Annotated in this window: 22 protein-coding genes; 5 read left to right on the top strand and 17 right to left on the bottom strand. The window is 71.5% G+C overall.

All coding sequences use genetic code 11. The features are described 5' to 3' along the window. Positions 1 to 24 precede the first annotated feature (24 nt). The 5 genes from ftsH to dacB form a co-directional block, all read right to left on the bottom strand. Complete coding sequence (gene ftsH, locus HFV08_RS25765) at positions 25 to 2,079, bottom strand: ATP-dependent zinc metalloprotease FtsH (RefSeq protein ID WP_168542926.1); 2,055 nt, start codon at positions 2,077 to 2,079, stop codon at positions 25 to 27. Between the two features lie 208 nt (positions 2,080 to 2,287). After that, positions 2,288 to 2,848: a hypoxanthine phosphoribosyltransferase gene (hpt, locus tag HFV08_RS25760; protein WP_168542862.1), complete on the bottom strand. Its 561-nt coding sequence runs from the start codon at positions 2,846 to 2,848 to the stop codon at positions 2,288 to 2,290. A gap of 53 nt (positions 2,849 to 2,901) precedes the next feature. After that, the gene (gene tilS, locus HFV08_RS25755; RefSeq protein WP_168542861.1) at positions 2,902 to 4,041 is read right to left on the bottom strand and encodes a tRNA lysidine(34) synthetase TilS; all 1,140 of its coding nucleotides are present in this window, start codon (positions 4,039 to 4,041) and stop codon (positions 2,902 to 2,904) included. A gap of 218 nt (positions 4,042 to 4,259) precedes the next feature. Further along, positions 4,260 to 5,381 (bottom strand): Rv3626c family coenzyme F420 biosynthesis-associated protein, encoded by a 1,122-nt coding sequence (locus tag HFV08_RS25750; protein ID WP_078844925.1) that lies wholly within the window; start codon positions 5,379 to 5,381, stop codon positions 4,260 to 4,262. 92 nt (positions 5,382 to 5,473) lie between these two features. Then, positions 5,474 to 6,931 carry a D-alanyl-D-alanine carboxypeptidase/D-alanyl-D-alanine endopeptidase gene (gene dacB, locus HFV08_RS25745; protein ID WP_376770722.1) on the bottom strand — a complete coding sequence of 486 codons (1,458 nt, stop codon included), beginning with the start codon at positions 6,929 to 6,931 and terminating at the stop codon, positions 5,474 to 5,476. A 124-nt stretch (positions 6,932 to 7,055) separates the two neighbouring features. Between dacB and HFV08_RS25740 the strand changes: the two genes are divergently transcribed. Further along, positions 7,056 to 7,547, top strand: coding sequence for an inorganic diphosphatase (locus tag HFV08_RS25740; RefSeq protein ID WP_040250010.1), 492 nt, complete (start codon positions 7,056 to 7,058; stop codon positions 7,545 to 7,547). 233 nt (positions 7,548 to 7,780) lie between these two features. Further along, complete coding sequence (locus HFV08_RS25735) at positions 7,781 to 9,427, top strand: threonine/serine exporter family protein (RefSeq protein WP_168542860.1); 1,647 nt, start codon at positions 7,781 to 7,783, stop codon at positions 9,425 to 9,427. Between the two features lie 47 nt (positions 9,428 to 9,474). Here HFV08_RS25735 and HFV08_RS25730 read toward each other — a convergent pair whose 3' ends face one another. After that, positions 9,475 to 10,203 carry a DedA family protein gene (locus tag HFV08_RS25730; protein WP_040250016.1) on the bottom strand — a complete coding sequence of 243 codons (729 nt, stop codon included), beginning with the start codon at positions 10,201 to 10,203 and terminating at the stop codon, positions 9,475 to 9,477. A gap of 163 nt (positions 10,204 to 10,366) precedes the next feature. Then, a complete protein-coding gene (locus tag HFV08_RS25725) occupies positions 10,367 to 11,125 on the bottom strand; it encodes a MerR family transcriptional regulator (protein ID WP_168542859.1) in 759 nt (252 codons plus the stop codon). Between the two features lie 165 nt (positions 11,126 to 11,290). On the opposite strand from HFV08_RS25725, the gene gad reads away from it, so the two are divergent. Continuing rightward, positions 11,291 to 12,703, top strand: coding sequence for a glutamate decarboxylase (gad, locus tag HFV08_RS25720; RefSeq protein ID WP_312885825.1), 1,413 nt, complete (start codon positions 11,291 to 11,293; stop codon positions 12,701 to 12,703). A gap of 44 nt (positions 12,704 to 12,747) precedes the next feature. On the opposite strand, the gene HFV08_RS25715 is transcribed toward gad, so the two are convergent. From HFV08_RS25715 to HFV08_RS25690, 6 genes are all read right to left on the bottom strand, one after another. Continuing rightward, complete coding sequence (locus tag HFV08_RS25715; RefSeq protein WP_168542858.1) at positions 12,748 to 13,527, bottom strand: ABC transporter permease; 780 nt, start codon at positions 13,525 to 13,527, stop codon at positions 12,748 to 12,750. After that, positions 13,524 to 14,525: an ATP-binding cassette domain-containing protein gene (locus tag HFV08_RS25710; protein ID WP_168542857.1), complete on the bottom strand. Its 1,002-nt coding sequence runs from the start codon at positions 14,523 to 14,525 to the stop codon at positions 13,524 to 13,526. Before HFV08_RS25710 ends, HFV08_RS25715 begins: the two co-directional genes overlap by 4 nt. Before the next feature lie 129 nt (positions 14,526 to 14,654). After that, entirely contained in the window at positions 14,655 to 15,296 is a 642-nt protein-coding gene (locus HFV08_RS25705) for a PadR family transcriptional regulator (RefSeq protein ID WP_168542856.1), read from the bottom strand. Between the two features lie 43 nt (positions 15,297 to 15,339). Then, positions 15,340 to 15,912, bottom strand: a complete 573-nt coding sequence (locus HFV08_RS25700; RefSeq protein WP_168542855.1) for a DinB family protein — start codon at positions 15,910 to 15,912, stop codon at positions 15,340 to 15,342. A gap of 132 nt (positions 15,913 to 16,044) precedes the next feature. Then, entirely contained in the window at positions 16,045 to 17,502 is a 1,458-nt protein-coding gene (locus HFV08_RS25695) for an aldehyde dehydrogenase family protein (protein WP_168542854.1), read from the bottom strand. A 61-nt stretch (positions 17,503 to 17,563) separates the two neighbouring features. After that, positions 17,564 to 18,457: a Sco1979 family transcriptional regulator gene (locus tag HFV08_RS25690; protein WP_168542853.1), complete on the bottom strand. Its 894-nt coding sequence runs from the start codon at positions 18,455 to 18,457 to the stop codon at positions 17,564 to 17,566. Between the two features lie 268 nt (positions 18,458 to 18,725). Between HFV08_RS25690 and HFV08_RS25685 the strand changes: the two genes are divergently transcribed. Then, entirely contained in the window at positions 18,726 to 19,202 is a 477-nt protein-coding gene (locus tag HFV08_RS25685) for an ATP-binding protein (RefSeq protein ID WP_168542852.1), read from the top strand. Between the two features lie 135 nt (positions 19,203 to 19,337). Here HFV08_RS25685 and HFV08_RS25680 read toward each other — a convergent pair whose 3' ends face one another. From HFV08_RS25680 to rpmB, 4 genes are all read right to left on the bottom strand, one after another. Continuing rightward, positions 19,338 to 19,559 (bottom strand): DUF397 domain-containing protein, encoded by a 222-nt coding sequence (locus tag HFV08_RS25680; RefSeq protein WP_052483127.1) that lies wholly within the window; start codon positions 19,557 to 19,559, stop codon positions 19,338 to 19,340. A gap of 902 nt (positions 19,560 to 20,461) precedes the next feature. Next, the gene (locus tag HFV08_RS25670; RefSeq protein ID WP_312885824.1) at positions 20,462 to 20,986 is read right to left on the bottom strand and encodes a hypothetical protein; all 525 of its coding nucleotides are present in this window, start codon (positions 20,984 to 20,986) and stop codon (positions 20,462 to 20,464) included. 106 nt (positions 20,987 to 21,092) lie between these two features. Further along, on the bottom strand, positions 21,093 to 21,398 hold the full coding sequence (gene rpsN, locus HFV08_RS25665; RefSeq protein WP_168542851.1) for a 30S ribosomal protein S14: 306 nt from the start codon (positions 21,396 to 21,398) through the stop codon (positions 21,093 to 21,095). Then, positions 21,398 to 21,634, bottom strand: a complete 237-nt coding sequence (rpmB, locus tag HFV08_RS25660) for a 50S ribosomal protein L28 (RefSeq protein ID WP_168542850.1) — start codon at positions 21,632 to 21,634, stop codon at positions 21,398 to 21,400. The genes rpsN and rpmB overlap by 1 nt, the downstream gene beginning before the upstream one ends. 119 nt (positions 21,635 to 21,753) lie before the next feature. Here rpmB and rpmG point away from each other — a divergent pair, with 119 nt between their 5' ends. Further along, positions 21,754 to 21,918 (top strand): 50S ribosomal protein L33, encoded by a 165-nt coding sequence (rpmG, locus tag HFV08_RS25655; RefSeq protein ID WP_040250045.1) that lies wholly within the window; start codon positions 21,754 to 21,756, stop codon positions 21,916 to 21,918.

The raw sequence follows: 21,918 nt of genomic DNA, 5'->3' as shown, positions 1-21,918 counted from the left end.
CCGGCACCGGGACGATCCGGGAGGTCAGGCCTCCGGACGGTCCTCCGGGGCGGGGGTGGCGTCGGGCTTGGTGAGCTCCGGCGGGGTGTCCGCGGGAGCGGCACCCGCCGGACCGGTCACCGCCGGGGTGCCGTTGGCGCCGTTCGTCAGGGACAGCTCCTTGGGGGAGAGCACCGGCGGACGGGTCGAGGGCGTACGGCGGGAGGAACCGGTCCACGCCGGGCGGGCGGGCCGCTTGACGATGGGGGCGAAGACCTCGGCGATCTCCTCCTTGCCCAGCGTCTCCTTCTCCAGGAGGGCGAGGACCAGGTTGTCGAGGACGTCGCGGTTCTCGACCAGGATCTCCCAGGCCTCGTTGTGCGCGTTCTCGATGAGCTTCTTGACCTCTTCGTCGACGAGCGCGGCGACCTCTTCCGAGTAGTCGCGCTGGTGCGCCATCTCCCGGCCCAGGAAGGGCTCGGTGTTGTCGCCGCCGAACTTGATCGCGCCGAGCCGCTCGGTCATGCCGTACTGCGTGACCATCGCGCGGGCCGTGGCGGTGGCCTTCTCGATGTCGTTGGCGGCGCCGGTGGTCGGGTCGTGGAAGACGAGCTCCTCCGCGGCGCGGCCGCCCAGCATGTACGCGAGCTGGTCGAGCATCTCGTTGCGCGTGGTGGAGTACTTGTCCTCGTCGGGCAGGACCATGGTGTAGCCGAGCGCACGGCCCCGGGAGAGGATCGTGATCTTGTGCACCGGGTCGGAGTTGGGTGAGGCCGCCGCGACCAGGGCGTGACCGCCCTCGTGGTACGCGGTGATCTTCTTCTCCTTGTCCGACATGATCCGGGTCCGCTTCTGCGGTCCGGCCACCACGCGGTCGATCGCCTCGTCGAGCATGTGGTTGTCGATGAGCTTCTGGTTGCTGCGCGCGGTGAGCAGGGCGGCCTCGTTGAGGACGTTGCTCAGGTCGGCACCGGTGAAGCCGGGGGTGCGGCGGGCGACGGCCGAGAGGTCGACGTCCTGGGCGACGGGCTTGCCCTTCTGGTGCACCTTGAGGATCTCCAGGCGGCCCTGCATGTCGGGGCGGTCGACCGCGATCTGCCGGTCGAAGCGGCCCGGGCGCAGCAGCGCCGGGTCGAGGATGTCCGGCCGGTTGGTGGCGGCGATCAGGATGACGCCGCCCTTCACGTCGAAGCCGTCCATCTCCACGAGGAGCTGGTTGAGCGTCTGCTCGCGCTCGTCGTGACCGCCGCCGAGGCCCGCGCCGCGGTGCCGTCCGACGGCGTCGATCTCGTCGACGAAGACGATGGCCGGGGCGTTCGCCTTGGCCTGCTCGAAGAGGTCGCGCACCCGGGAGGCGCCGACACCGACGAACATCTCGACGAAGTCGGAGCCGGAGATCGAGTAGAACGGCACGCCCGCCTCGCCCGCGACGGCGCGCGCGAGGAGCGTCTTGCCGGTTCCGGGCGGGCCGTACAGGAGCACGCCCTTGGGGATCTTGGCGCCGACGGCCTGGAACTTCGCCGGCTCCTGGAGGAACTCCTTGATCTCCTGGAGCTCCTCGACGGCCTCGTCGGAGCCCGCCACGTCGGAGAAGGTCGTCTTCGGGGTGTCCTTGGTGATGAGCTTCGCCTTGGACTTCCCGAAGTTCATCACCCGGGAGCCGCCGCCCTGCATCTGGTTCATCAGGAACAGGAAGACGACGACGATGAGGACGAAGGGGAGCAGCGAGAGCAGGATCCCGACGAAGGGGTTCTGCTTCGAGGGCGAGACGGTGTACCCGTCCGGGATCTGCTTGTCCTCGTACTTGGCCTGCAGGTCCTTGGCGAGTTCGACGCCCTGGTCGCCGATGTAGCTCGCCTGGATCTTGGAGCTGCCCTCGACCTTCTGGCCCTTTTTGAGCTCTACCTTGATGTTGTGTTCGTCACCGGTGGTCAGCTTGGCCGACTTCACCTGGTTGTCGTCGATTGCCTGGACGACCTGGCCGGTGTCCACCGTCTTGTGGCCGCCGGACGAACCGACGACCGTCATCAACACGACCACGGCGAGGACGGCCAGCACGATCCACATGACCGGCCCACGGAAGTATCGCTTCACGTCCATCCATACGGAGCGGTGCCGCCCCGTCCCTCCTGCCATAGTGAGTTTGGTAAAGAGTGTTCTTCGGACGGTACCCCAGCTTTGTCACCCGTTGCTGCGGGGACGGACACCTGAGCCGTCTTCGCAAGCTCCAACGGCGGGCGCCCCGCGAGGGTTCCCGCCCCCGTACCGGCCCCGGAGGCACGGCGGCCCCCAGTGGTACGGACGGGGGTCAGCCCCCGTAGACGTGCGGGGCGAGGGTGCCGACGAAGGGGAGGTTGCGGTACTTCTCCGCGTAGTCGAGGCCGTAGCCGACGACGAACTCGTTCGGGATGTCGAAGCCGACCCACTCGACGTCGATGGAGACCTTGGCGGCGTCCGGCTTGCGCAGCAGGGTGCACACCTTGAGCGAGGCGGGCTCCCGCGAACCCAGGTTGGAGATCAGCCAGGAGAGCGTGAGCCCGGAGTCGATGATGTCCTCGACGATCAGGACGTGCCTGCCCTTGATGTCGGTGTCGAGGTCCTTGAGGATCCGCACCACCCCGGAGGACTGGGTGCCCGCGCCGTACGAGGAGACCGCCATCCAGTCCATGGTCACCGGGGTCGACAGGGCGCGTGCCAGGTCCGCCATCACCATGACGGCGCCCTTGAGGACCCCGACCAGGAGGAGGTCCTTGCCCGCGTACTCCTCGTCGACGGCGGCCGCCAGTTCGGCCAGTTTGGTGTCGATCTCTTCCTTGGTGACGAGTACCGATTTGAGGTCGGTGCCCATGTCTTTCGCGTCCACCCGCATCACTTTCGCCTCGTCCAGCGGCTGAAGGCCACCCGGTCCTCGATGGCCTGTTGTCAGCCCTGCCGGATGACCAGTCTGCCACCCTGCCGCTGCGCGCTGACTCTGCCCGGCAGGTTGATGGTGCCCTGGCCCCGCCAGCCGGTGATGAGGCGGTCGATCTCCTCGATGTGCCGGGCGAAGAGGGAGCCGGCAGGCGCGCCCGCCTCGATGGCCGCGCGGCGCAGCACCCGGCGGCGCACCGCGCAGGGCAGCGCGGAGAGTTTGGCGCACTCCAGCAGTCCGGCGTCGTCGCGGACGCTCTCCTCGGCGCGGCCCGCCCATTCGTCGAGGGCGTCGGCGTCGTCGCGGGAGAGCCGGGCGGTGCGGGCGAGGGCTTCGACGACTCCCTTGCCGAGCGCCTTCTCCAGGGCGGGCAGGCCCTCGTGGCGCAGCCGGGAGCGGGTGTAGGCGGGGTCGGCGTTGTGCGGGTCGTCCCAGACCGGCAGCGACTGGACGAGGCAGGCCTTGCGGGCGGTCTGCCGGTCGAGCCCGAGGAAGGGGCGGCGGTAGCGGCCGGGGGCGCCGGGGCCGCCGGAGACCGCGGCCATGCCGGAAAGCGAGCGGATGCCGGAGCCGCGGGCGAGCCCGAGCAGGACGGTCTCGGCCTGGTCGTCGCGGGTGTGGCCGAGCAGGATGGCGGCGGCGCCGTGCCGTTCGCCGACGGCGTCGAGGGCGGCGTAGCGGGCGTCGCGGGCGGCGGCCTCGGGGCCGCCGGTGGCGCGGGTGCCGCCGCGGGGTTCGGTGCCGTGGGCGGCGCGGGTGGCGGCGCCGACGTCGACGGCGACGGTTTCCACGGGGTCGAGGCCGAGGGTGCGCAGCCGCAGGGCGACCTCGGCGGCGCGCAGGGCGGAGCCGTCCTGGAGGCCGTGGTCGATGGTGACGCCGCCGGCCCGGATGCCGAGCTTGGGGGCCTCGAAGGCGAGGGCGGAGGCGAGCGCCATGGAGTCGGCGCCCCCGGAGCAGGCGACCAGGACCAGCGGGGCGGGCGGTCCCGGCAGTCCGGCCGGGGTGCTCGCGCCGGGCGCCTGGGGGCTTGCCGCGGCGGACCGGCGGGGGCTCTGCTCGGTCTGGCGCGGGGCGTGTTCGGTGAGGATGTCGTGCAGGACGCGGCGGACCGCCAGGCGTATCGCTGCGACCGCGGGGTGGGGACCCATGTCCGGTTCCCTTCGTCAAGTTCGGGGCTTGCCTCGGGCTGCCGCCGGGCCGTCGGGGCGCCGGTTCGCCCGGCCGCCGCCGGCAAGCTCTTGTCACGCAGAGTGCCTAGATGGTGACAGAGCCCCGGGGTTGTCCGAGCATTGCACGCCAGAGCGGCCCCCACGCTCCCTCGGACGGGTGATTGCCCGGGCGCATTACTGCCGTCGGCGGGCCCCGCTCAGGACTCTGCCTTACGGTGCACCCTCGCGACCCAGTCCGCCGGTTTGGCGATCTCCGCCTTGGTGGGCAGCGTGTTGGGGGAGGTCCACACCCGGTTGAAGCCGTCCATGCCGACCTCCTTGACGACCGCGCGCACGAAGCGCTCGCCGTCGCGGTACTGGCGCAGCTTGGCGTCGAGGCCGAGGAGTTTGCGCAGCGCGGCGTCGAGGCGGGAGGCGCCCTTGGCGCGGCGCTGCTGGAACTTCTCGCGGATCTCGGCGACGGAGGGCACCACGGCGGGCCCGACACCGTCCATCACATAGTCGGCGTGGCCCTCCAGCAGGGACATCACCGCGGTGACCCGGGCGAGGATCTCCCGCTGGGCGGGGGTCTGCACGAGCTCCACCAGGGAGCGGCCCTCGCCCTCCTCGCCCTCGGGGCGGCCGCCGGACAGCGACTGGGCGGCCTCCCGGACTCGTTCGAGGACGGTCATCGGATCGACCTCGGTCTCGCTGAGAAACGACTGGATCTCGCCCTCCAGGTGGTCCCGGAGCCAGGGCACGGCGGAGAACTGGGTGCGGTGGGTCTCCTCGTGCAGGCAGACCCAGAGCCGGAAGTCGTGCGGGGCGACGTCGAGTTCGCGCTCCACGTGCACGATGTTCGGGGCCACGAGCAGCAGCCGTCCGCCGTTCTCCCCGGCGGGCAGGTGCCGGGAGGCGGGCGCGAAGGTCTCGTACTGGCCGAGGACGCGGGAGGCGAGGAAGCTCAGCAGCATGCCGAGTTCGACGCCGGTGACCTTGCCGCCGACGGTGCCGAGGACGGCCTGGCCGGGGCCGGCACCGCGGCGTTCCTGCATCTTGTCCAGGAGCGGGGAGAGGATCTGCCGGAACCCGGCGACGTTCGCCCGTACCCAGCCCGCTCTGTCGACCACCAGGACCGGGGTGTCCCGGATGTCCTCGCCGCCCATCCGGGTGTACTCCCGCACGTGTTCCTCGGAGGCCTTGGCGTGGCGGCGCAGCTCGGCGACGACAGCCCTGGCCTCGTCGCGGCTCACCTCCGGCCCCGGCCGCACCAGCCGGGTCGCGGTCGCCACCGCGAGATTCCAGTCGACCATCCCGGACGCACCACCGATGCTCGTCATGCGTCAACCGTACGTGGTCGGGGGCCCGGCCGGAGGTGGTTGGCGCCCCCGGTCCTTCCCGGCCGGGGGCGGGCGGCACCCCCGGCCCCGGCCTACCGGCAGCCGCAGTCGGCGAGCGCCGAGGCCATCCGGTCCATGGCGGCCTGGGTCTCGCCGGGGGCGGTGGAGCCGGAGGTCATGAAGGCGAAGACGAGCAGCCGCCCCTCGCGGTCGACGACGCTGCCGGCGAGGGTGTTCACCCCGGTGAGGGTGCCGGTCTTGGCGCGGACCAGGCCGGTGCCCTGCCGCTGGCCCTCCTTGTCGTAGCGGTGGGCGAGGGTGCCGGTGAAGGCGGCGACCGGCAGTCCGGTCAGGACGGGGCGCAGTCCCGGCCGGTCCGGGTCGGCCGCCCGGGTGAGCAGGGCGGTGAGCAGCTTCGCGGAGAGCCGGTCGGCGCGGTCGAGTCCGCTGCCGTCGGCGAAGCGGGCGCCTTCGAGCGGGAGTTGCAGGGCGGCCAGCTCCGCGCGGACGGCCTTGCCCGCGCCCGCGAAGTCGGCGGGGCGCCCGGCGGCGACGGCGACCTGGCGGGCGAGGGCCTCGGCGATGTCGTTGTCGCTGTGCGTCAGCATCCGCTCGACCAGGGCGGACAGCGGCGGCGAGGAGACCGAGGCGAGCGCTTCGCTCTTCTTCGGGGCGCGCTTCCCGGCGGGCCTGCCCTCGGTCCTGACGCCCTCGGCGCGCAGGAACCCGGCGAAGGCGCGGGCGGCGTCGGCGGCGGGGTCCTCGGCGCGCTCGGCGGTGCCGCCGGTGGAGTCGTCCAGGCGCCCCTGGTCGGCCATGAGGGCGGTGACGGGGGCGAGGTTCTCGTTGCGCCCGATGGGGTGCAGCCGTTCGCCGCGGAACAGCGAGGCGTCGTAGGCGAGTTCGGCCTTCCCGACGCCGCGGCGCCGGAGTTCCTTCGCGGTGGCGGCGGCCAGGGTGCGCAGCGAGGCGTTGCCCTCGGCGTCGGACCGGGCGGTCAGGGTGGGGTCGCCGCCGCCGACGAGGGTGACCCGGGAGCCGGGGCCGAGGACGGTGCGGGTGCGCAGGCGGTGGTCGGGCCCGGCCGCGGAGAGCACCGCGGTGCCGGTGGCGATCTTGGTGGTGGAGGCGGGGGTGAAGGCGGCGCCCGCGTCCTTGCCGTACAGCTCGCGGCCGCTGCCCGCGTCGGTCACCGAGACCGCGCGCCGCTCGCCGAGGGCGCGATCGGAGAGCAGGGGCTTCAGGACCTCGGCGAGCCGGCGGCCCGCGGGCGCGTCGGCGGCGTGTGCCGAGGCGCCGAGGGAGTCGAGGACGGGCGGGGCGCTGGGCGCGGAGTGCGGGCCTCCGGGGGCGGGCCGGTGGCCGTGATCTGCACCACCTGCGCCCTCCTCGGCGGCCGCACGCGCGCTCTCGGCCTTACGCTGACCCGTGGAGTCCCAGGGTCCGCCCGCCGCCACCAGGACGGCCGAGAGCACGAGACCGGCCACGGCCGCAGCCGCCGTGAACGGAAGGTGTCCCCGGCCGGACAGCGACGCGGCCCGCTGCTTCAGCGACGGCCACGGCCGCAGCCGAGGCTTCAGCTCTGGCACGAAGACCAGCCCCTTTCGCGATCACACACCTGCGTGAGGGACACTTAACCACCAGACGTATGTGTTGATCATGGAGGAGCCACCGGTGGAGTTCGACGTCGTCATCGAGATCCCGAAGGGTTCGCGCAACAAGTACGAGGTGGACCACGAGACCGGTCGGATCCGCCTGGACCGTCGCCTCTTCACCTCGACCAGCTACCCGGCCGACTACGGCTTCGTCGAGAACACCCTCGGCGAGGACGGCGACCCGCTGGACGCGCTCGTCATCCTAGAGGAGCCGACCTTCCCGGGCTGTCTCATCAAGTGCCGGGCCATCGGCATGTTCCGGATGACGGACGAGGCCGGCGGCGACGACAAGCTGCTGTGTGTGCCCGCCTCGGACCCGCGGGTGGAGCATCTGCGCGACATCCACCACGTCTCCGAGTTCGACCGCCTGGAGATCCAGCACTTCTTCGAGGTCTACAAGGACCTGGAGCCCGGCAAGTCCGTCGAGGGCGCCGACTGGGTGGGCCGGACCGAGGCGGAGACGGAGATCGACCGTTCGTACAAGCGCTTCCAGGAAAGCGGGGGTCACTGACCCCCAGCAGCTTGCCGAACGGGCCGCGCCTTCCTTCCGGAAGAGCGCGGCCCTTCGCTTTCCCCCAGGGCCGAAAGCCCACACCCCGGATTCCGCTTCGGGACCCGTGAGCGCCGTCACGACTGCGCGCGGGGTGAAGCGGGGTACGCATACTGGTCGTACGCGGCGCGGCGGTTGCGGCACGCGGCGTACGGGACCGAGCAACCGCGAGCGAGAACAGGAGCAGGAAGTCGGTGAGCGAGCCGGAGCCGGAAGACCGCAAGCCGCAGTCGGACGAGGCGCACAGCGCCTTCACCCAGCCGACCGGTGTGGTGTCCAGTCACGCGGCACCCGAGGAGGACTCCCAGACCACCTCGGAGTTCGCGCTGCCGCGGGGCTTCGCCGCCCGGACGGCGGCCGAGCAGGAGGGCTCCGCCTTCCGGCCGCCGCCCTCGTACAGCGTCCGGGACGCGCCGCCGGCCTTCACTCCGCCGGGTGGAATGCCGGTCATCAGGGTGACGAAGGAGGAGCCCTGGCAGGACCGGATGCGCACCATACTGCGGATGCCGGTCGCCGAGCGGCCCGTGGTGGAGGTGCTGCAGAAGCACGACGAGGGGACCGGTCCGGCCGTCCCGCGCGTGCTCGACCTGACGCTGCGTATCGGGGAGTTGCTGCTCGCGGGCGGTGAGGGGGCCGAGGACGTGGAGGCCGCGATGTTCGCGGTCTGCCGCTCCTACGGCCTCGACCGGGTCGAGCCGAACGTCACCTTCACGCTGCTCTCCATCTCCTACCAGCCCTCGCTGGTGGACGACCCGGTGACCTCCTCGCGCACGGTGCGGCGCCGGGCCACCGACTACACCCGGCTGGCCGCCGTCTTCCATCTGGTGCGCGATCTCAGCGACGGGGACATCGAGGTCTCCCTGGAGGAGGCCTACCGGCGGCTCGCGGAGATCCGCCGCAACCGGCACCCCTACCCGGGCTGGGTGCTGACCGCGGCGAGCGGGCTGCTGGCGGGCTCCGCCTCGGTCCTGGTCGGCGGTGACGTGCTGGTCTTCGTCGCGGCCTTCCTCGGCGCCATGCTCGGCGACCGGCTGGCCTGGCTGTGCGCGGGGCGCGGGCTGCCGGAGTTCTACCAGTTCACGGTGGCCGCGATGCCGCCCGCCGCGGTCGGCATCGCGCTGACCCTGCTCGACGCGGACGTACGCGCCTCCGCGGTGATCACCGGTGGGCTCTTCGCGCTGCTGCCGGGACGGGCGCTGGTCGCGGGCGTGCAGGACGGCCTGACCGGCTACTACATCACCGCCTCCGCGCGGCTCCTGGAGGTCCTGTACTTCTTCGTGGCGATCGTGATCGGCGTGCTGACCGCGCTCTACTTCGGGGTCTGGGTGGGCGCCGATCTGAATCCGGACGCGCAACTGCGGGCCGTGGACCGGCCGGTCTGGCAGATCCTCGCCTCGATGTCGCTCGCGCTGGCCTTCGCGGTGCTGCTCCAGCAGGAGCGCTCCACCGTCCTGGTGGTGACCCTGAACGGCGGCATCGCCTGGGTGGTCTTCGGGGCGATGCACGTCGCGGGCAAGATCTCGATGGTCGCCGCCACCGCCGTGGCGGCGGGCCTGGTCGGCCTGTTCGGCCAGCTCTTCTCGCGCTACCGCTTCGCCTCCGCGCTGCCGTTCGTCACCGCGGCGATCGGGCCGCTGCTGCCCGGTTCGGCGACGTACTTCGGTCTGCTCGGTGTCGCCCAGAACGATGTGAACGAGGGGCTGCTCTCGCTGAGCAAGGCGGCCGCGCTCTCCATGGCGATCGCGATCGGGGTGAACCTCGGTTCGGAGATCTCCCGGCTGTTCATCCGCACCCCGGGCGCCGCGAGCCGCCGCGCGGCCAAGCGGACCCGCGGCTTCTGACGCCCGCCCGGGCGGGCGTCAGGCGAGCGGTCCGCGCGGGCGGCGGCTCAGCGCTTGGCGTGCCGGCCGCGGCCCGCCGACGGCGGCGTACCCGGCGCACCCGGCGTCTCGGCGGAGGCGGCGGCCGTCCCCTCCCCCGCGGCGGCGCCCTCCTTCTTCGCCTTGGAGCGGCCGCGCAGGTACTCGATGACGATCGGGATCACCGAGAGCAGCACGATCAGGATGAGGATGGGCTCGATGTTCTTCTCGACGAACTCGTGCTTGCCGAGCCAGGCCCCGAGCAGGGTGACCCCGGAGCCCCAGAGCACTCCGCCGAGGATGTTGTACGTGAGGAAGGCGCGGTACCGCATGCCGCTGACGCCCGCGATGATCGGCGTGAAGGTGCGCACGATGGGCACGAAGCGGGCCAGCACCAGGGACTTGGCGCCGTGCTTCTCGAAGAACTCGTGGGCCTTGGCGACGTTCTCCTGTTTGAACAGCCGGGAGTCCGGCCGCTTGAAGAGCGCGGGGCCGACCTTCTTACCGAAGAGGTAGCCCGCCTGGTCGCCGAGGACCGCGGCGAGGCTGATCAGCAGGCAGGCCAGCCAGAGGTTGACGTCCAGCTTGTCGGTGGTGATCAGCAGGCCGGTGGTGAAGAGCAGCGAGTCGCCGGGCAGGAAGAAGCCGATGAGCAGGCCCGACTCCGCGAAGACGATGACGAGCAGGCCGATCAGACCGAACTTGTCCAGCAGGAAGTCCGGGTCCAGCCAGCTGGGACCGAGCGCGAGCGTCGTCACGGGTGAGTGCTCCTGGGGGTGAGTGGGCCGGTCGGCTTCCGGGCCGCCGCACCAAAGTTATCAACGCCGGGTGACCGCCCCGGGTTCCCCGCCGCCCCCGGGCACCCATCGTGAGCCGACCGGTACCGGGGGGGCCGGTACCGGTCGGCCGCGGCCCCGCGGCCTACACGTGCCGCACGGCGTTGGCGAGGATCGCCTCGCGCTGGTAGGCGGCGAGGCCCTCGCGCGCCTGGTCGATGGTGCGGGTGAAGCGCTCGTCGTTCACGTACATCTCGCCCAGGCAGGTGTGCATCTCGTAGGAGCAGGTGTAGTGGTTGCGGCTGATCCACTGCCGGTGGTCCTCGGCGGCGTCCATCGCCGCCTCGGAGCCGGGCTCCTCGCCCGCGTCCATCAGCGCCAGGAACCGCCGGGTCAGCTCGTCCGCCTCGCGCCGGATCCGCTGCCAGTCCTCCTTGGTGTACGAGGCGCTGCGGCGCCGGGACTCCTCGTAGGCCTCGGTGCCGCCCCAGCGCTCCTCCACCTCGGCGGCGTACTCGTCGGGGTCGAAGTCCCCGAAGACCTCGAACTTCTCCTCGGGGGTGAGGTTGATGCCCATGCTGCGTGCCTCCATGGCGTTCTCGACCGCGGCGGCCATCTTCTGCAGCCTGTCGATCCGTTCGGTCAGCAGCCGGTGCTGGCGGCGCAGATGCGCCCGCGGGTCGGTGCCGGGATCGTCGAGCAGTGCCGCGATCTGGTCGAGGGGGAAGCCGAGTTCCCGGTAGAACAGGATCTGCTGGAGCCGGTCGAGGTCGGAGTCGGCATAGCGCCGGTGGCCGCTCGCGCCGCGGCGGCTGGGCACGAGCAGCCCGATCTCGTCGTAGTGGTGCAGCGTGCGCACCGTGACCGAGGCGAATCCGGCGACCTGCCCCACCGAGTAGTCCATGCCCGTGTCCCTCCTGCCGCCCTTGCGTCCGTCCGTACTCTCCCCGCTTCCCTCTCTGCGGTGTTCGGTACGCGCCCCAGGCTGGGGCCTCACGTCGCGTGAGGTGCAAGCCCGGTTTACCGTGACGGCACACCGTCACCTTCTGTGCCCGCGAGGAGACCCACCGTGCCGCTGCATCGAGGCGCCCGCGGTTCCGGCAGCCGCCACCGGACCGTGAACCCCTTCCTCGGCGAGGCCAACCCGGTGGGCGGCATGACCGGCGCCCCGCCCACGCACCGCCTCCCGGACGGGCCGCTGCCGCCGGGCACCGCCTACCAGCTGGTCCACGACGAGCTGATGCTCGACGGCAACGCCCGGCTCAACCTCGCCACCTTCGTCACCACCTGGATGGAGCCGCAGGCCGGGGTGCTGATGACCGAGTGCCTCGACAAGAACATGATCGACAAGGACGAGTACCCGCGCACCGCCGAACTGGAGCGCCGCTGCGTGGCCATGCTCGCCGAGCTCTGGCACGCCCCCGACCCGGAGGCCGCGGTGGGCTGCTCCACCACCGGCTCCAGCGAGGCCTGCATGCTCGCCGGGATGGCGCTCAAGCGGCGCTGGGCGGCGCGCAACGCGGACCGCTACCCCGCGAAGGACGCCCGGCCGAATCTGGTGATGGGGATCAACGTCCAGGTCTGCTGGGACAAGTTCTGCACCTTCTGGGAGGTGGAGGTCCGCCAGGTCCCGATGGAGGGCGAGCGCTACCACCTGGACCCGGCCGCCGCCGCGGCGCTGTGCGACGAGAACACCATCGGCGTGGTCGCCGTCCTCGGCTCCACCTTCGACGGCTCCTACGAACCGGTCGCCGAGCTGTGCGCGGAACTCGACGCCCTGAAGGAGCGCACCGGACTCGACATCCCGGTCCACGTCGACGGGGCCTCCGGCGCGATGGTGGCGCCCTTCCTCGACCCGGACCTGGCCTGGGACTTCCGGCTGCCGCGGGTCTCCTCCATCAACACCTCCGGTCACAAATACGGACTCGTCTACCCGGGGGTGGGCTGGGCGCTGTGGCGCTCGGCCGCCGAACTCCCCGAGGAGCTGGTCTTCCGGGTGAACTACCTCGGCGGCGAGATGCCGACCTTCGCGCTGAACTTCTCCCGGCCGGGCGCGCAGGTGGTCGCTCAGTACTACACCTTCCTCAGGCTCGGCCGGGAGGGCTACCGGTGCGTGCAGCAGGCGAGCCGGGACATCGCCAAGGGGCTGGCCGCGCGGATCGGCGAGCTGCCCGACTTCCGGCTGCTGACCCGCGGCGACGAGCTGCCGGTCTTCGCCTTCACCACCGCCGAGGAGGTCACCGCCTTCGATGTCTTCGACGTCTCACGGCGGCTGCGGGAGGGCGGCTGGCTGGTCCCCGCGTACACCTTCCCCGCCCACCGCGAGGACCTGTCCGTACTGCGGGTGGTCTGCCGCAACGGCTTCTCCGAGGACCTCGCCGCCCTCTTCCTCGACGACCTGGAGCGCCTGCTGCCCGAACTGCGCCGCCAGCAGGGGCCGTCGACCACGGACCGGGAGGCGGCGACGGGGTTCCACCACTGAGGAGCCGGGCTCCTTCGGCGCGGAGACCGTCGCCGCCCTCGGTCCTACCTGCCGAGCGCCGCGAACTTCCGCACCGCGAGCGGGAAGAAGACCGCGACCAGCACCAGCGGCCAGGCCACGGCGAGGAGTTCGGCGTGCTGGGCGGCCCAGGAGGTGCCGGTCGCCGACTGGTTGCCGAAGAGTTCGCGCACCGCGGTGGCCGTCGCCGACATCGGGTTCCACTCCACGGCCGCGCCCAGCCAGCCGGGCATGGCCTCGGGGGTCGCGAAGGCGTTGGAGAGGAAGCCGACGGGCCAGACCAGGATCTGCACCGCCTGCACCATCTCCGGCCGGCCCGCGACCAGCGCCAGATGGATGCCGATCCACAGCATCGCGAAGCGCAGCAGGAGCAGCAGCCCGAAGGCGCCGAGGGCACCGGCGGCGGAGCCCTCCCAGCGCCAGCCGATCGCGAGCCCGGCGAGGATCATCACCACCAGCGAGACGGCGGACTGCAGCATGTCCGCGGCGGCCCGGCCCACCAGGACCGCGCCGTCCGCCATCGGCATCGAGCGGAAGCGGTCGATGACGCCCTTGCCCAGGTCCTGGGTGATCGAGAGCATCGTCGCCTCCAGGCCGAAGGCCATGGTCAGCGCGAGCATCCCCGGCACCAGGAAGTCGACGTAGGTGCCCTCGACGCCGCGCCCGCCGCCGATGAGGTGGCCGAACATCAGCAGCAGCATCACCGGGAAGACCAGGTTCACCGCGAGCTGCCCGGGCTGCCGCGCCCAGTGGGCCAGTTCGCGCCGGGTCATGGTCCAGGAATCGCTCAGTGCCCAGACGGTCATGCCGCCACCTCCTCGGTCGTGCCCTTCCCGGTCCGCTCGGCGCTCGGTGCCGGGTCGCCGTCCCCGGTCAGATGCAGGAAGACCTCGTCGAGGGTGGGCCTGCGCACCGCCAGGTCCTCGGCCTCGATGCCGGCCGCCCTGAGCGCCCGCACCGTCTCGGTGAGCGCCGCCATCCGGTCCGCGACCGGCGCGCTGACCAGCCGCCGGTCCTCGTCCACCACCGCGCCGGGCAGCAGCGCCCGCACCTCGTCGAGCCGGTCCGCCGCGCGCAGGACGACATCGAGGCGGTCGCCGCCGAGCCGGGACTTCAGCTCGTCCGCGGTGCCGTCGGCGACGACCCGGCCCCGGTCGACCACCGCGATGCGGTCGGCGAGCTGATCGGCCTCCTCCAGGTACTGCGTGGTCAGCAGCACCGTGGTGCCCTGCCCGACCAGGGAGCGCACCGCCGACCAGACCTCGGTGCGCCCGCGCGGATCGAGCCCGGTGGTCGGCTCGTCCAGGAAGAGCACCCGGGGCTCGGTCAGCAGCGAGGCGGCGAGGTCGAGGCGCCGCCGCATCCCGCCGCTGTAGCGCGACACCGCCTTGCGCCCGGTGTCCGCGAGGCCGAACCGTACGAGCAGTTCCTCCGCCCGGCTGCGCGCCCGCCGCGCGCCCAGGTGGTACAGCCGCCCGAACATCTCCAGGTTCTGCCGCCCCGACAGCTCCTCGTCCAGCGCCGCGTGCTGGCCGAGCAGTCCGATCCGGCGGCGCACCTCGTCCGGGCTGTGCCGCACGTCCACGCCCGCCACCTCGACGCGGCCCGCGTCCGGCCGCAGCAGCGTCGACAGCACCCGCACCAGCGTGGTCTTGCCCGCGCCGTTGGGCCCGAGCACGCCGTGCACGGTGCCCCGGGCGACCCGCAGATCGAGCCCGTCCAGCGCCTTCTTCTCCCCGTACCGCTTGTGCACCCCCTCGACGAGGATCGCCTCGCCGCCGGTGTCCCTGCCGCTCCCGCTCACCGTCTTCTCCTCGCCGCCGCCGACCGCCCGCGACTACTAGTCAAACTTGAAGAGTGCCCGAAGGTACTCCCCGCTTCCCCATTGGTCAAACTTGATGAATACCTGTGCCGGGGCGCTCGGCCCGCCCCCTCAGCGGCTGTCCCCCGGGTGCGGCGTCCCCGTCGCGTACGGGTTCTCCTCGCCCTCGCCGAGGATCCCGCGGAAGGGCTCGCCCTCACCGGCGAAGGTGTACGCACCGTTCTCGATCCGGTCGATCAGGCCCCGGGTCCACTCGGCGCCCGCGTCCGCGGAGTGGATCCAGTAGTTCATGATCTCGCCGATGTGGCCGATCTGCTCGGGCCCGTCCTCCGGTACGTAGTGCTCGGTGACCGCGCCGCGCCACTCCTCGATCCCGGCGATGCGCTCCTTCAGCAGGGCCACCGCCTCCCCCCGCTCCAGATCCACCAGGAAGCCGATCCCGGCCGAGAGCACGTCCATGCGCTGGTCGTGGGCGGTGAGCGCGGACCGCAGCAGCGCGAAGAACTCCGCCTCGCCCTCCGCCGTCACCTCGTACTCGGTACGGGGCGGACCGCCCGCCGTGGAGGGCGCGGTCTCGTACGCGTGCAGCAGGCCCTGCTTCGCCATCTGCTTGAGCGCGTGGTAGATCGAGCCGGGCTTGGCGTTGGACCACTCGTGGGCGCCCCAGAACTCCAGGTCGCCCCGGACCTGGTAGCCGTGGGCGCGCCCGTGCTGGCGGACCGCGCCGAGCACGAGCAGGCGGATCGCTGACATGAGCCCCAGATTAGGCGGTGCCCGCCGGGCGCCCGCGGGCCGCTCAGCCGCCGGTCGCGTCCCGGCCGCCCTCGCCGCCGCCTCCGCTCTCCAGGGCGACCAGTTCGTACGCCGTCCTCCCGTCCAGCGACTCGCGCAGGATGTCCGCGTGGCCCGCGTGCCGGGCGCTCTCCTCGATCAGGTGCAGCAGCAGCCAGCGCATCGAGACCCGGCCCTCCTCGGGGAACCAGGGCGCCCGGGGCAGCGGGAAGGTGTCGTCGAGGCTCGGCACCGCGCGGATGAACTCCTCGGTCTCCTTCGCCACCTGCTCCCAGCGGTCCAGCATCTGCGGCAGGGTCTCGCCGTCCACCAGACGGAAGGTGTCCGGCCAGGTCGAGGCATCGCGCTGCTGCTCGTTCGCGCGCTGCTGCGCCCGCCGCAGCCAGTCCAGCTCGACCTCCGCGCCGTGCTTGACCAGGCCCGCGAGGGACAGCCCGCTCACACTCGGCCGGCTCGCGGCCTGCTCCTCGGCCAGGCCGAGGACCGTGCGCCGGACGCCCGCGCGCTGCGACTGGAGAAAGCTGAGCAGCGCCCCGCGCTCGTCGCCGGGGCTCTCCGCGAATACGTGGGTGACCATGGTGTCCGCCTTCCGGGTGCCGACGGGGGCCCGCGCCCCCGCTTCCTGACACCCCCGACGCTAGGCACCCTTGCGGTCGGCTTCTGTCCGCGAGCCGGAGCGCGCCGCGCGGCTTCTCGGCGGAGGGGCCCGTCAGAGGGGGAAGTGCGACCGCTTGTGCTGCACCGAGATCCACTTGTGGGTGGTGAAGGCCTCCAGCATCGAGTCGCCGTCGAGCCGCCCGAGACCGGAGCTCTTCTCCCCGCCGAAGGGGACGATCGGCTCGTCGTGCACCGTGCCGTCGTTGATGTGGATCATCCCGGTGTGCACCCGCCGCGCCAGCCGCACCCCGCGCTCCACGTCCCCGGTGTGCACCGCCCCGCTGAGCCCGTACGGGGCGGCGTTGGCCAGCGCGACCGCCTCGTCCTCGCCGTCGAAGGGGAGGATCAGCGCCACGGGGCCGAAGATCTCCTGGCCGCGCACCGGCGAGTCGGCGGGCAGCCCGGTGAGCACGGTGGGGTGGACCAGATTGCCCTCGGCGGCGCCGTGCAGCAGGGCCTTGGCGCCGGAGGCGAGGGCCGCCTCGATGAGCGCCGAGACCGCCTCGGCCTGCGAGGAGTTGATGAGCGGGCCGATGTGGGTGCCGGGCTCCGCGGGGTCCCCGACCGCGAGCCCGCGCACCTTGGCGACGAACTTCTCGGTGAACTCCGCCTCCAGGGTCCGGTCCACGAATATCCGGTTGACGGCCATACAGACCTGGCCCTGGTGCACGAAGCGGCTGAAGACGGCCGCGTCGACCGCGTAGTCGAGGTCCGCGTCGTCGAGGACGATCAGGGCGCTGTTGCCGCCGAGTTCGAGGATGGCGCGCTTGAAGCGGGAGGAGCAGACGGTGGCCACATGCCGGCCGACCCGCTCGGAGCCGCTGAAGGAGATGACCTTGGGCACCGGGTGCTCGATGAGGGCGTCGCCGATCTCCGCGATGTCGGTGACGACGACGTTGAGCAGACCGTCCGGCAGGCCCGCCTCCTGGAAGAGCCGGGCGATGAGGGTCCCGCCGCAGACCGGGGTGTTCTGGTGCGGCTTGAGGACCACCGCGTTGCCGAGGGCGAGCGCCGGGGCAACCGACTTCAGGGTGAGGAAGAAGGGGAAGTTGAAGGGGCTGATGACACCGACGACACCGACCGGCTCCCGGTAGACCCGGTTCTCCTTGCCGTCCACCGGCGAGGGCAGGATCCGCCCCTCCGGGCGCAGCGCCAGCTGGATCGCCTCGCGCAGGAACTCCCCGGCCAGGTGCAGCTCGAAGTCGGCCTTGCGCCGGGTGCCGCCGAGTTCGGCGACGATCGCCTCGGTGATCTCCCGCTCGCGCTCCTCGATGATCCGCAGGGCGCGTTCGAGGACCCGCCGCCTGGCGTACGGGCTGGTCGCGGCCCACTCGCGCTGCGCGCGCTCCGCCGCCCGGTAGGCCTGGTCGACCTCCTCGGCGGTGGCCACCGTGATCGAGGCGAGCTTCTCCCCGCTGTAGGGATTGAAGTCGATGATGTCCCAGGAACCGCTGCCCGGCTTCCATTCACCGTCTATGTACTGGTGCGCGAGTTCGGCGAAGAAGGACATGCGATCCCCTACCCAAGGAGCGTGAGCACTGTGCCTGATGCCACGTCATCGTACGGCTGTTTCACAGGAGTTGACGGAGACCGTGCAGCAGGTCCCGGGTCCCCACGGGGTCCGGCGCCTCCTCCTGGAGCTGCCGCATGACCCGCCGGTACTGACCGACCTCCTCCGGCTTGTCCACATAGAGCGCGCTGGTGAGCTGCTCCAGGTAGACGATGTCGGAGAGGTCCGACTCCGGGAAGCTGAGCATGGTGAAGGAGCCGCTCTCGCCCGCGTGCCCGCCCTGGCTGAAGGGCACCACCTGAAGGCGCACATCCGGCCGCTCGGAGACCTCGACCAGATGGTCGAGCTGCCCCCGCATCACCTCACTGCTGCCGTACGGTCTGCGCAGCGCCGCCTCGTCGAGGACCACGTGCAGCCGCGGGGCCCGCTCGGAGACCAGGAGCTTCTGGCGCTCCATGCGCAGGGCGACCCGGCGGTCGATCTCGGCGGGGCTCGCGCCCTTCATGCCGTGCGCGACGACCGCGTGCGCGTAGGCCTCGGTCTGCAGCAGTCCGTGCACGAACTGCACCTCGTAGACGCCGATCAGCGAGGCGGCGGCCTCGAGCCCGACGTAGGTCTGGAACCAGCCGGGCAGCACATCGGAGTAACTGTGCCACCAGCCCGCCACATTGGCCTCCCGCGCGAGGGAGAGCAGGGAACCGCGCTCCGCGTCGTCGGTCACCCCGTACAGCGTCAGCAGATCCTCGACGTCCCTGGCCTTGAAGCTCACGCGCCCCAACTCCATGCGGCTGATCTTGGATTCGGAGGCGCGGATCGAGTATCCGGCGGCCTCCCGGGTGATGCCGTGCGCCTCCCGCAGACGCCTGAGTTGTGAGCCCAGCAGAATGCGCCGCACGACAGAGCCTCCTCCGGAGCCCACGGCCTGGGGATAGCCCCATGACTCCCCTGCGGTCACGTCGTCAACCCCTCACCAATGTGTTCAGCAGTCCCGCAGTCTGCCATTAAAACGCTCCCCCCCGTACTCGGGCGGTTACAGAAACAGAGAGTTTGCTTAAGTGCCACACAGAAGGTTCGCAGAATAAATCGGCGAGAACAGGGCCACGTACGCCATATCCGGCGCGTGCACGTGCATCTGCCCTTGCATCTGCCCTGTCCTTTGGGAAGCATGGTCCGCGCACACCGCAGCACGGCACCGCAGCGCTACGGAACGGGGAGTGCCACGCATGGGGACGAAAGCACTGACCATGCTCGAACCCTTACGGCAGGGACCACCGCCGACCGACGCGGCGCTCGCGTCGGCCTCGGCTTCCTGCACCTTGCCCGCCCGCTACGAAGCGGTCCGCGAGGCGAGGCAGTTCACCAAGTCCACGCTGTCCCGCTGGGGCCTCGACCGGCACGAGGAGGACATCACCCTCGTCACCTCGGAACTCGTCACCAACGCCCTGCGGCACGCGGTGCCGGACGGCACACCCGAGAGCGACTGCGGGGTACGGCTGCACCTGGAGCGGCACCGCGCCCGACTGGTGTGCGCCGTGGGGGACTTGAGCGCCAACGGCCCCGTCGCCCGCGCGGTGGACGACTTCGCCGCCGAGTCCGGCCGGGGGCTGTTCCTGGTCGACTCGTTCAGCGAGAGCTGGGGCTGGCATCCGGCCCCGGAACCCGAGCGGGGGAAAGTCGTCTGGGCCCTCTTCGCCCTGTGAATCCACCGGATCCGCCCCGGGGTTCCGCGATTGCGCCCCCTTGTGCGCCCTTCGTGCGCTGTTTGCGCATTCCTCGCGGCAGTTACTTCACAAATCCCGCGACGGGCCAATGATGTGACTACCGGGAGAAGCGTTTCAGTTACGGGTGGTGAGGTGGTCGAATTCGCCGTCCTTCACGCCCAGGATCATGGCCTCTATTTCCGCGCGGGTATAAACGAGCGCGGGCCCGTCCGGAAACCGTGAGTTGCGCACCGCCACCGCTCCGCCCTCCAGTCTCGCGAACTCCACGCAGGAGCCCTGCGAGTTGCTGTGCCGGCTCTTCTGCCAGACCACCCCGTCGAGCTCCGTGGCCGCCATGCCGTTGAACACGTCGTGCACTGGTCGCTCCCGGTGGTGCAGTGGCCGATGTCGCCTGTTTGGATGCAGCGGTCAACTGTCCGGATCATAGCTGCCCTCCCGTGCAAATGCATGGGCATATGCACGTGCACGCGGGGTGTTCCCGCGATTACAGCTCCGGTACCTGCGAAAACCTCCTGCCCCGCCGAAGGGAACCGCGCCTTCCGCACGGCAGCACACACGCGTACCCGCTCCGGATCGTCCGCTTCGGGGCCCGTATGCGCAGAGCAGAGAAGACATGCGCACAGAGAAGAGACGCACACGGCGCCCCTCATGTTCCAGTGCCCGCGCGATTGTCCACTTTGCAGACATGGCGGGCATGGGTTCACGCCACGGAAAGGATCATTCGATGCGGGCCGGTACGGGCTGTCCGGGTTATCCGGGCTGTCTGGGCTGTCTGGGCTGTCTGGGCTGTCTGGGCTGTCTGGGCTGTCTGGGCTGTCTGGGCTGTCTGGGCTGTCTGGACTGTGCGGGTTCTCCGGGCTGTCGGGGCTGTCGGGGCTGTGCGGATTCTCCGGGCTGTCCGCGCACGAGCATTGGGGCAGTGGGCGGCAGGAAGCGGGGGCGGAACAGCGGCGGAGAGCGCGCGGGGCGGCGGGGGAGTCGGCAGGAGGGTGGTGGCGGCGGTCGCCCACCCGGGCGCGGAACGGCGGCGGGCCGCCGGGCCCTGAGGCCCAACGGCTCGCCGCCGCAGGAGAGTTGGCCGGCTCGCAGAGGCTGCCGAGCCGGCCGGGCCGCCGAACTCGCGGAGCTGCGAGCCCGCCGGGCCGGAACCGACGGACCGGAGCCACCGCACTTACCGGACCGGAGCTACCGGAACCACCGGACCGGAGCCGCCGGAACCACCGGACGTACGCCCCGGATCAGGAGGCGGGCACGGACGGGCTCGGCAGCCCGGTGGGCAGCGCGCCGCCCTCGGTCCGCTGGAAGGTCTCGGTGCCGGAGCCCTCCCAGGAGACGACGAGCTTCTTCTCGTCCACGGACTTCACATGACCCTCGGAACGGTCGTCGTCGCCGGGCTTCTGGCACTTGAGCCGGATCATCTGCATCCCGGACTCCTCCCCCGCGGTGCCGCTGCACACGGAACCGCCGGTGGCGAAGAGCCCGGCCTGCTTGCCGGTGATCACCAGCGCCACGGCGTCGCCGCCCTTGCTGGAGAGCCAACTGCCGGTCAGGCCCTTGCCGTCGCCGGCGCCCGCCTCGTCGCCCTCCTCGCCGGGCGCCTCGGACTGCTCGTCCGCGGGCGCGCTCGCCGAAGGGCTCTGCTTCTCCTTGCCCTTGGAGTCGTCCCCGTCCGAACTGTCGCTGCTGCAGCCGGTCAGTACGAGCGCGGCGGCCACCGGCACCACGGCCGCGGCGATCCGTATGCGCTTGAGGACAGAGATCACGGGACTCCCCCAGAATGCTCGATCGGACGGGAACTCGTCCGACCTCGTTCGAGTGCGACGCCGTCCGCTTCTTGTTGAACGGCGTTCGACAGGACAGACCGGCAAGCTACCAGGAGGACTTGCGCACTCCGGGCAGGTATCCGGCGTGCGCTTGCTCACGCAGCTTCACCCTCGACAGGCCGAAGTCGCGCACGTACCCGCGAGGACGCCCGTCGACGCTGTCGCGGTTGCGGACCCGGGTGGCACTGGCATCACGCGGCTGCGCCCGCAACTCCCGCTGCGCGGCGAGCCGTTCGGCCTCGGGGGTGGCGGGCCCGCGGATGATCTCCTTCAACTCCGCGCGGCGCGCGGCATGGCGGGCGACGATCTCGCGCCGCCGCTCGTTCTTCGCGATCTTGCTCTTCTTCGCCATCAGACCCGCACCCCCCGGGCGCGGATCCGCGCGACCGCCGCCTCGACGCCGATCGCGTCCACGGTCCTGATCGCCTTGGCGCTCAGCCGCAGCCGGACATGGCGGCCCTCACTGGGCAGCCAGTACCGCTTGCGCTGGATGTTCGGGTCGAAGCGGCGGCTGGTGCGCCGGTGCGAGTGCGAGATGCGGTTGCCGAAGCCGGGCTCGGCTCCGGTCAGCATGCAGTGCGCGGACACAGCGGGGACTCCTCTCGTACGGCCCCGGAACGGACCCGCGGGCCGGGCACGGGACGCCCGGACGCGAAGGCCCAGTTCAGAGGTATTGAAAACGGGATTCATTTTCGTATACTAGCCCCATGGCACGCAACGACCTCCGCCCGGTCATCAAGCTCCGGTCCACGGCGGGCACCGGCTTCACCTACGTGACCCGCAAGAACCGCCGCAACAACCCCGACCGCCTGGTCCTGCGGAAGTTCGACCCCGTGGCCGGCCGCCACGTGGACTTCCGCGAGGAGCGCTGA

It is taken from the genome of Streptomyces physcomitrii, assembly GCF_012273655.1.
Taxonomy (GTDB): Bacteria; Actinomycetota; Actinomycetes; order Streptomycetales; family Streptomycetaceae; genus Streptomyces; species Streptomyces physcomitrii.
The sequence above is the reverse complement of the archived record's forward strand: the minus strand, read 5'-3'. Positions and strand labels throughout refer to the sequence as shown.

What these genes read in the sequence shown, in the direction of transcription:
- ftsH (WP_168542926.1), bottom strand. Translation starts at nt 2,079, where the DNA reads ATGGACGTGAAGCGATACTTCCGTGGGCCGGTCATGTGGATCGTGCTG.
- hpt (WP_168542862.1), bottom strand. Translation starts at nt 2,848, where the DNA reads ATGCGGGTGGACGCGAAAGACATGGGCACCGACCTCAAATCGGTACTC.
- tilS (WP_168542861.1), bottom strand. Translation starts at nt 4,041, where the DNA reads ATGGGTCCCCACCCCGCGGTCGCAGCGATACGCCTGGCGGTCCGCCGC.
- HFV08_RS25750 (WP_078844925.1), bottom strand. Translation starts at nt 5,381, where the DNA reads ATGACGAGCATCGGTGGTGCGTCCGGGATGGTCGACTGGAATCTCGCG.
- HFV08_RS25725 (WP_168542859.1), bottom strand. Translation starts at nt 11,125, where the DNA reads ATGGACTACTCGGTGGGGCAGGTCGCCGGATTCGCCTCGGTCACGGTG.
- HFV08_RS25715 (WP_168542858.1), bottom strand. Translation starts at nt 13,527, where the DNA reads ATGACCGTCTGGGCACTGAGCGATTCCTGGACCATGACCCGGCGCGAA.
- HFV08_RS25705 (WP_168542856.1), bottom strand. Translation starts at nt 15,296, where the DNA reads ATGTCAGCGATCCGCCTGCTCGTGCTCGGCGCGGTCCGCCAGCACGGG.
- HFV08_RS25700 (WP_168542855.1), bottom strand. Translation starts at nt 15,912, where the DNA reads ATGGTCACCCACGTATTCGCGGAGAGCCCCGGCGACGAGCGCGGGGCG.
- HFV08_RS25695 (WP_168542854.1), bottom strand. Translation starts at nt 17,502, where the DNA reads ATGTCCTTCTTCGCCGAACTCGCGCACCAGTACATAGACGGTGAATGG.
- HFV08_RS25685 (WP_168542852.1), top strand. Translation starts at nt 18,726, where the DNA reads ATGGGGACGAAAGCACTGACCATGCTCGAACCCTTACGGCAGGGACCA.
- HFV08_RS25680 (WP_052483127.1), bottom strand. Translation starts at nt 19,559, where the DNA reads ATGGCGGCCACGGAGCTCGACGGGGTGGTCTGGCAGAAGAGCCGGCAC.
- rpsN (WP_168542851.1), bottom strand. Translation starts at nt 21,398, where the DNA reads ATGGCGAAGAAGAGCAAGATCGCGAAGAACGAGCGGCGGCGCGAGATC.
- rpmG (WP_040250045.1), top strand. Translation starts at nt 21,754, where the DNA reads ATGGCACGCAACGACCTCCGCCCGGTCATCAAGCTCCGGTCCACGGCG.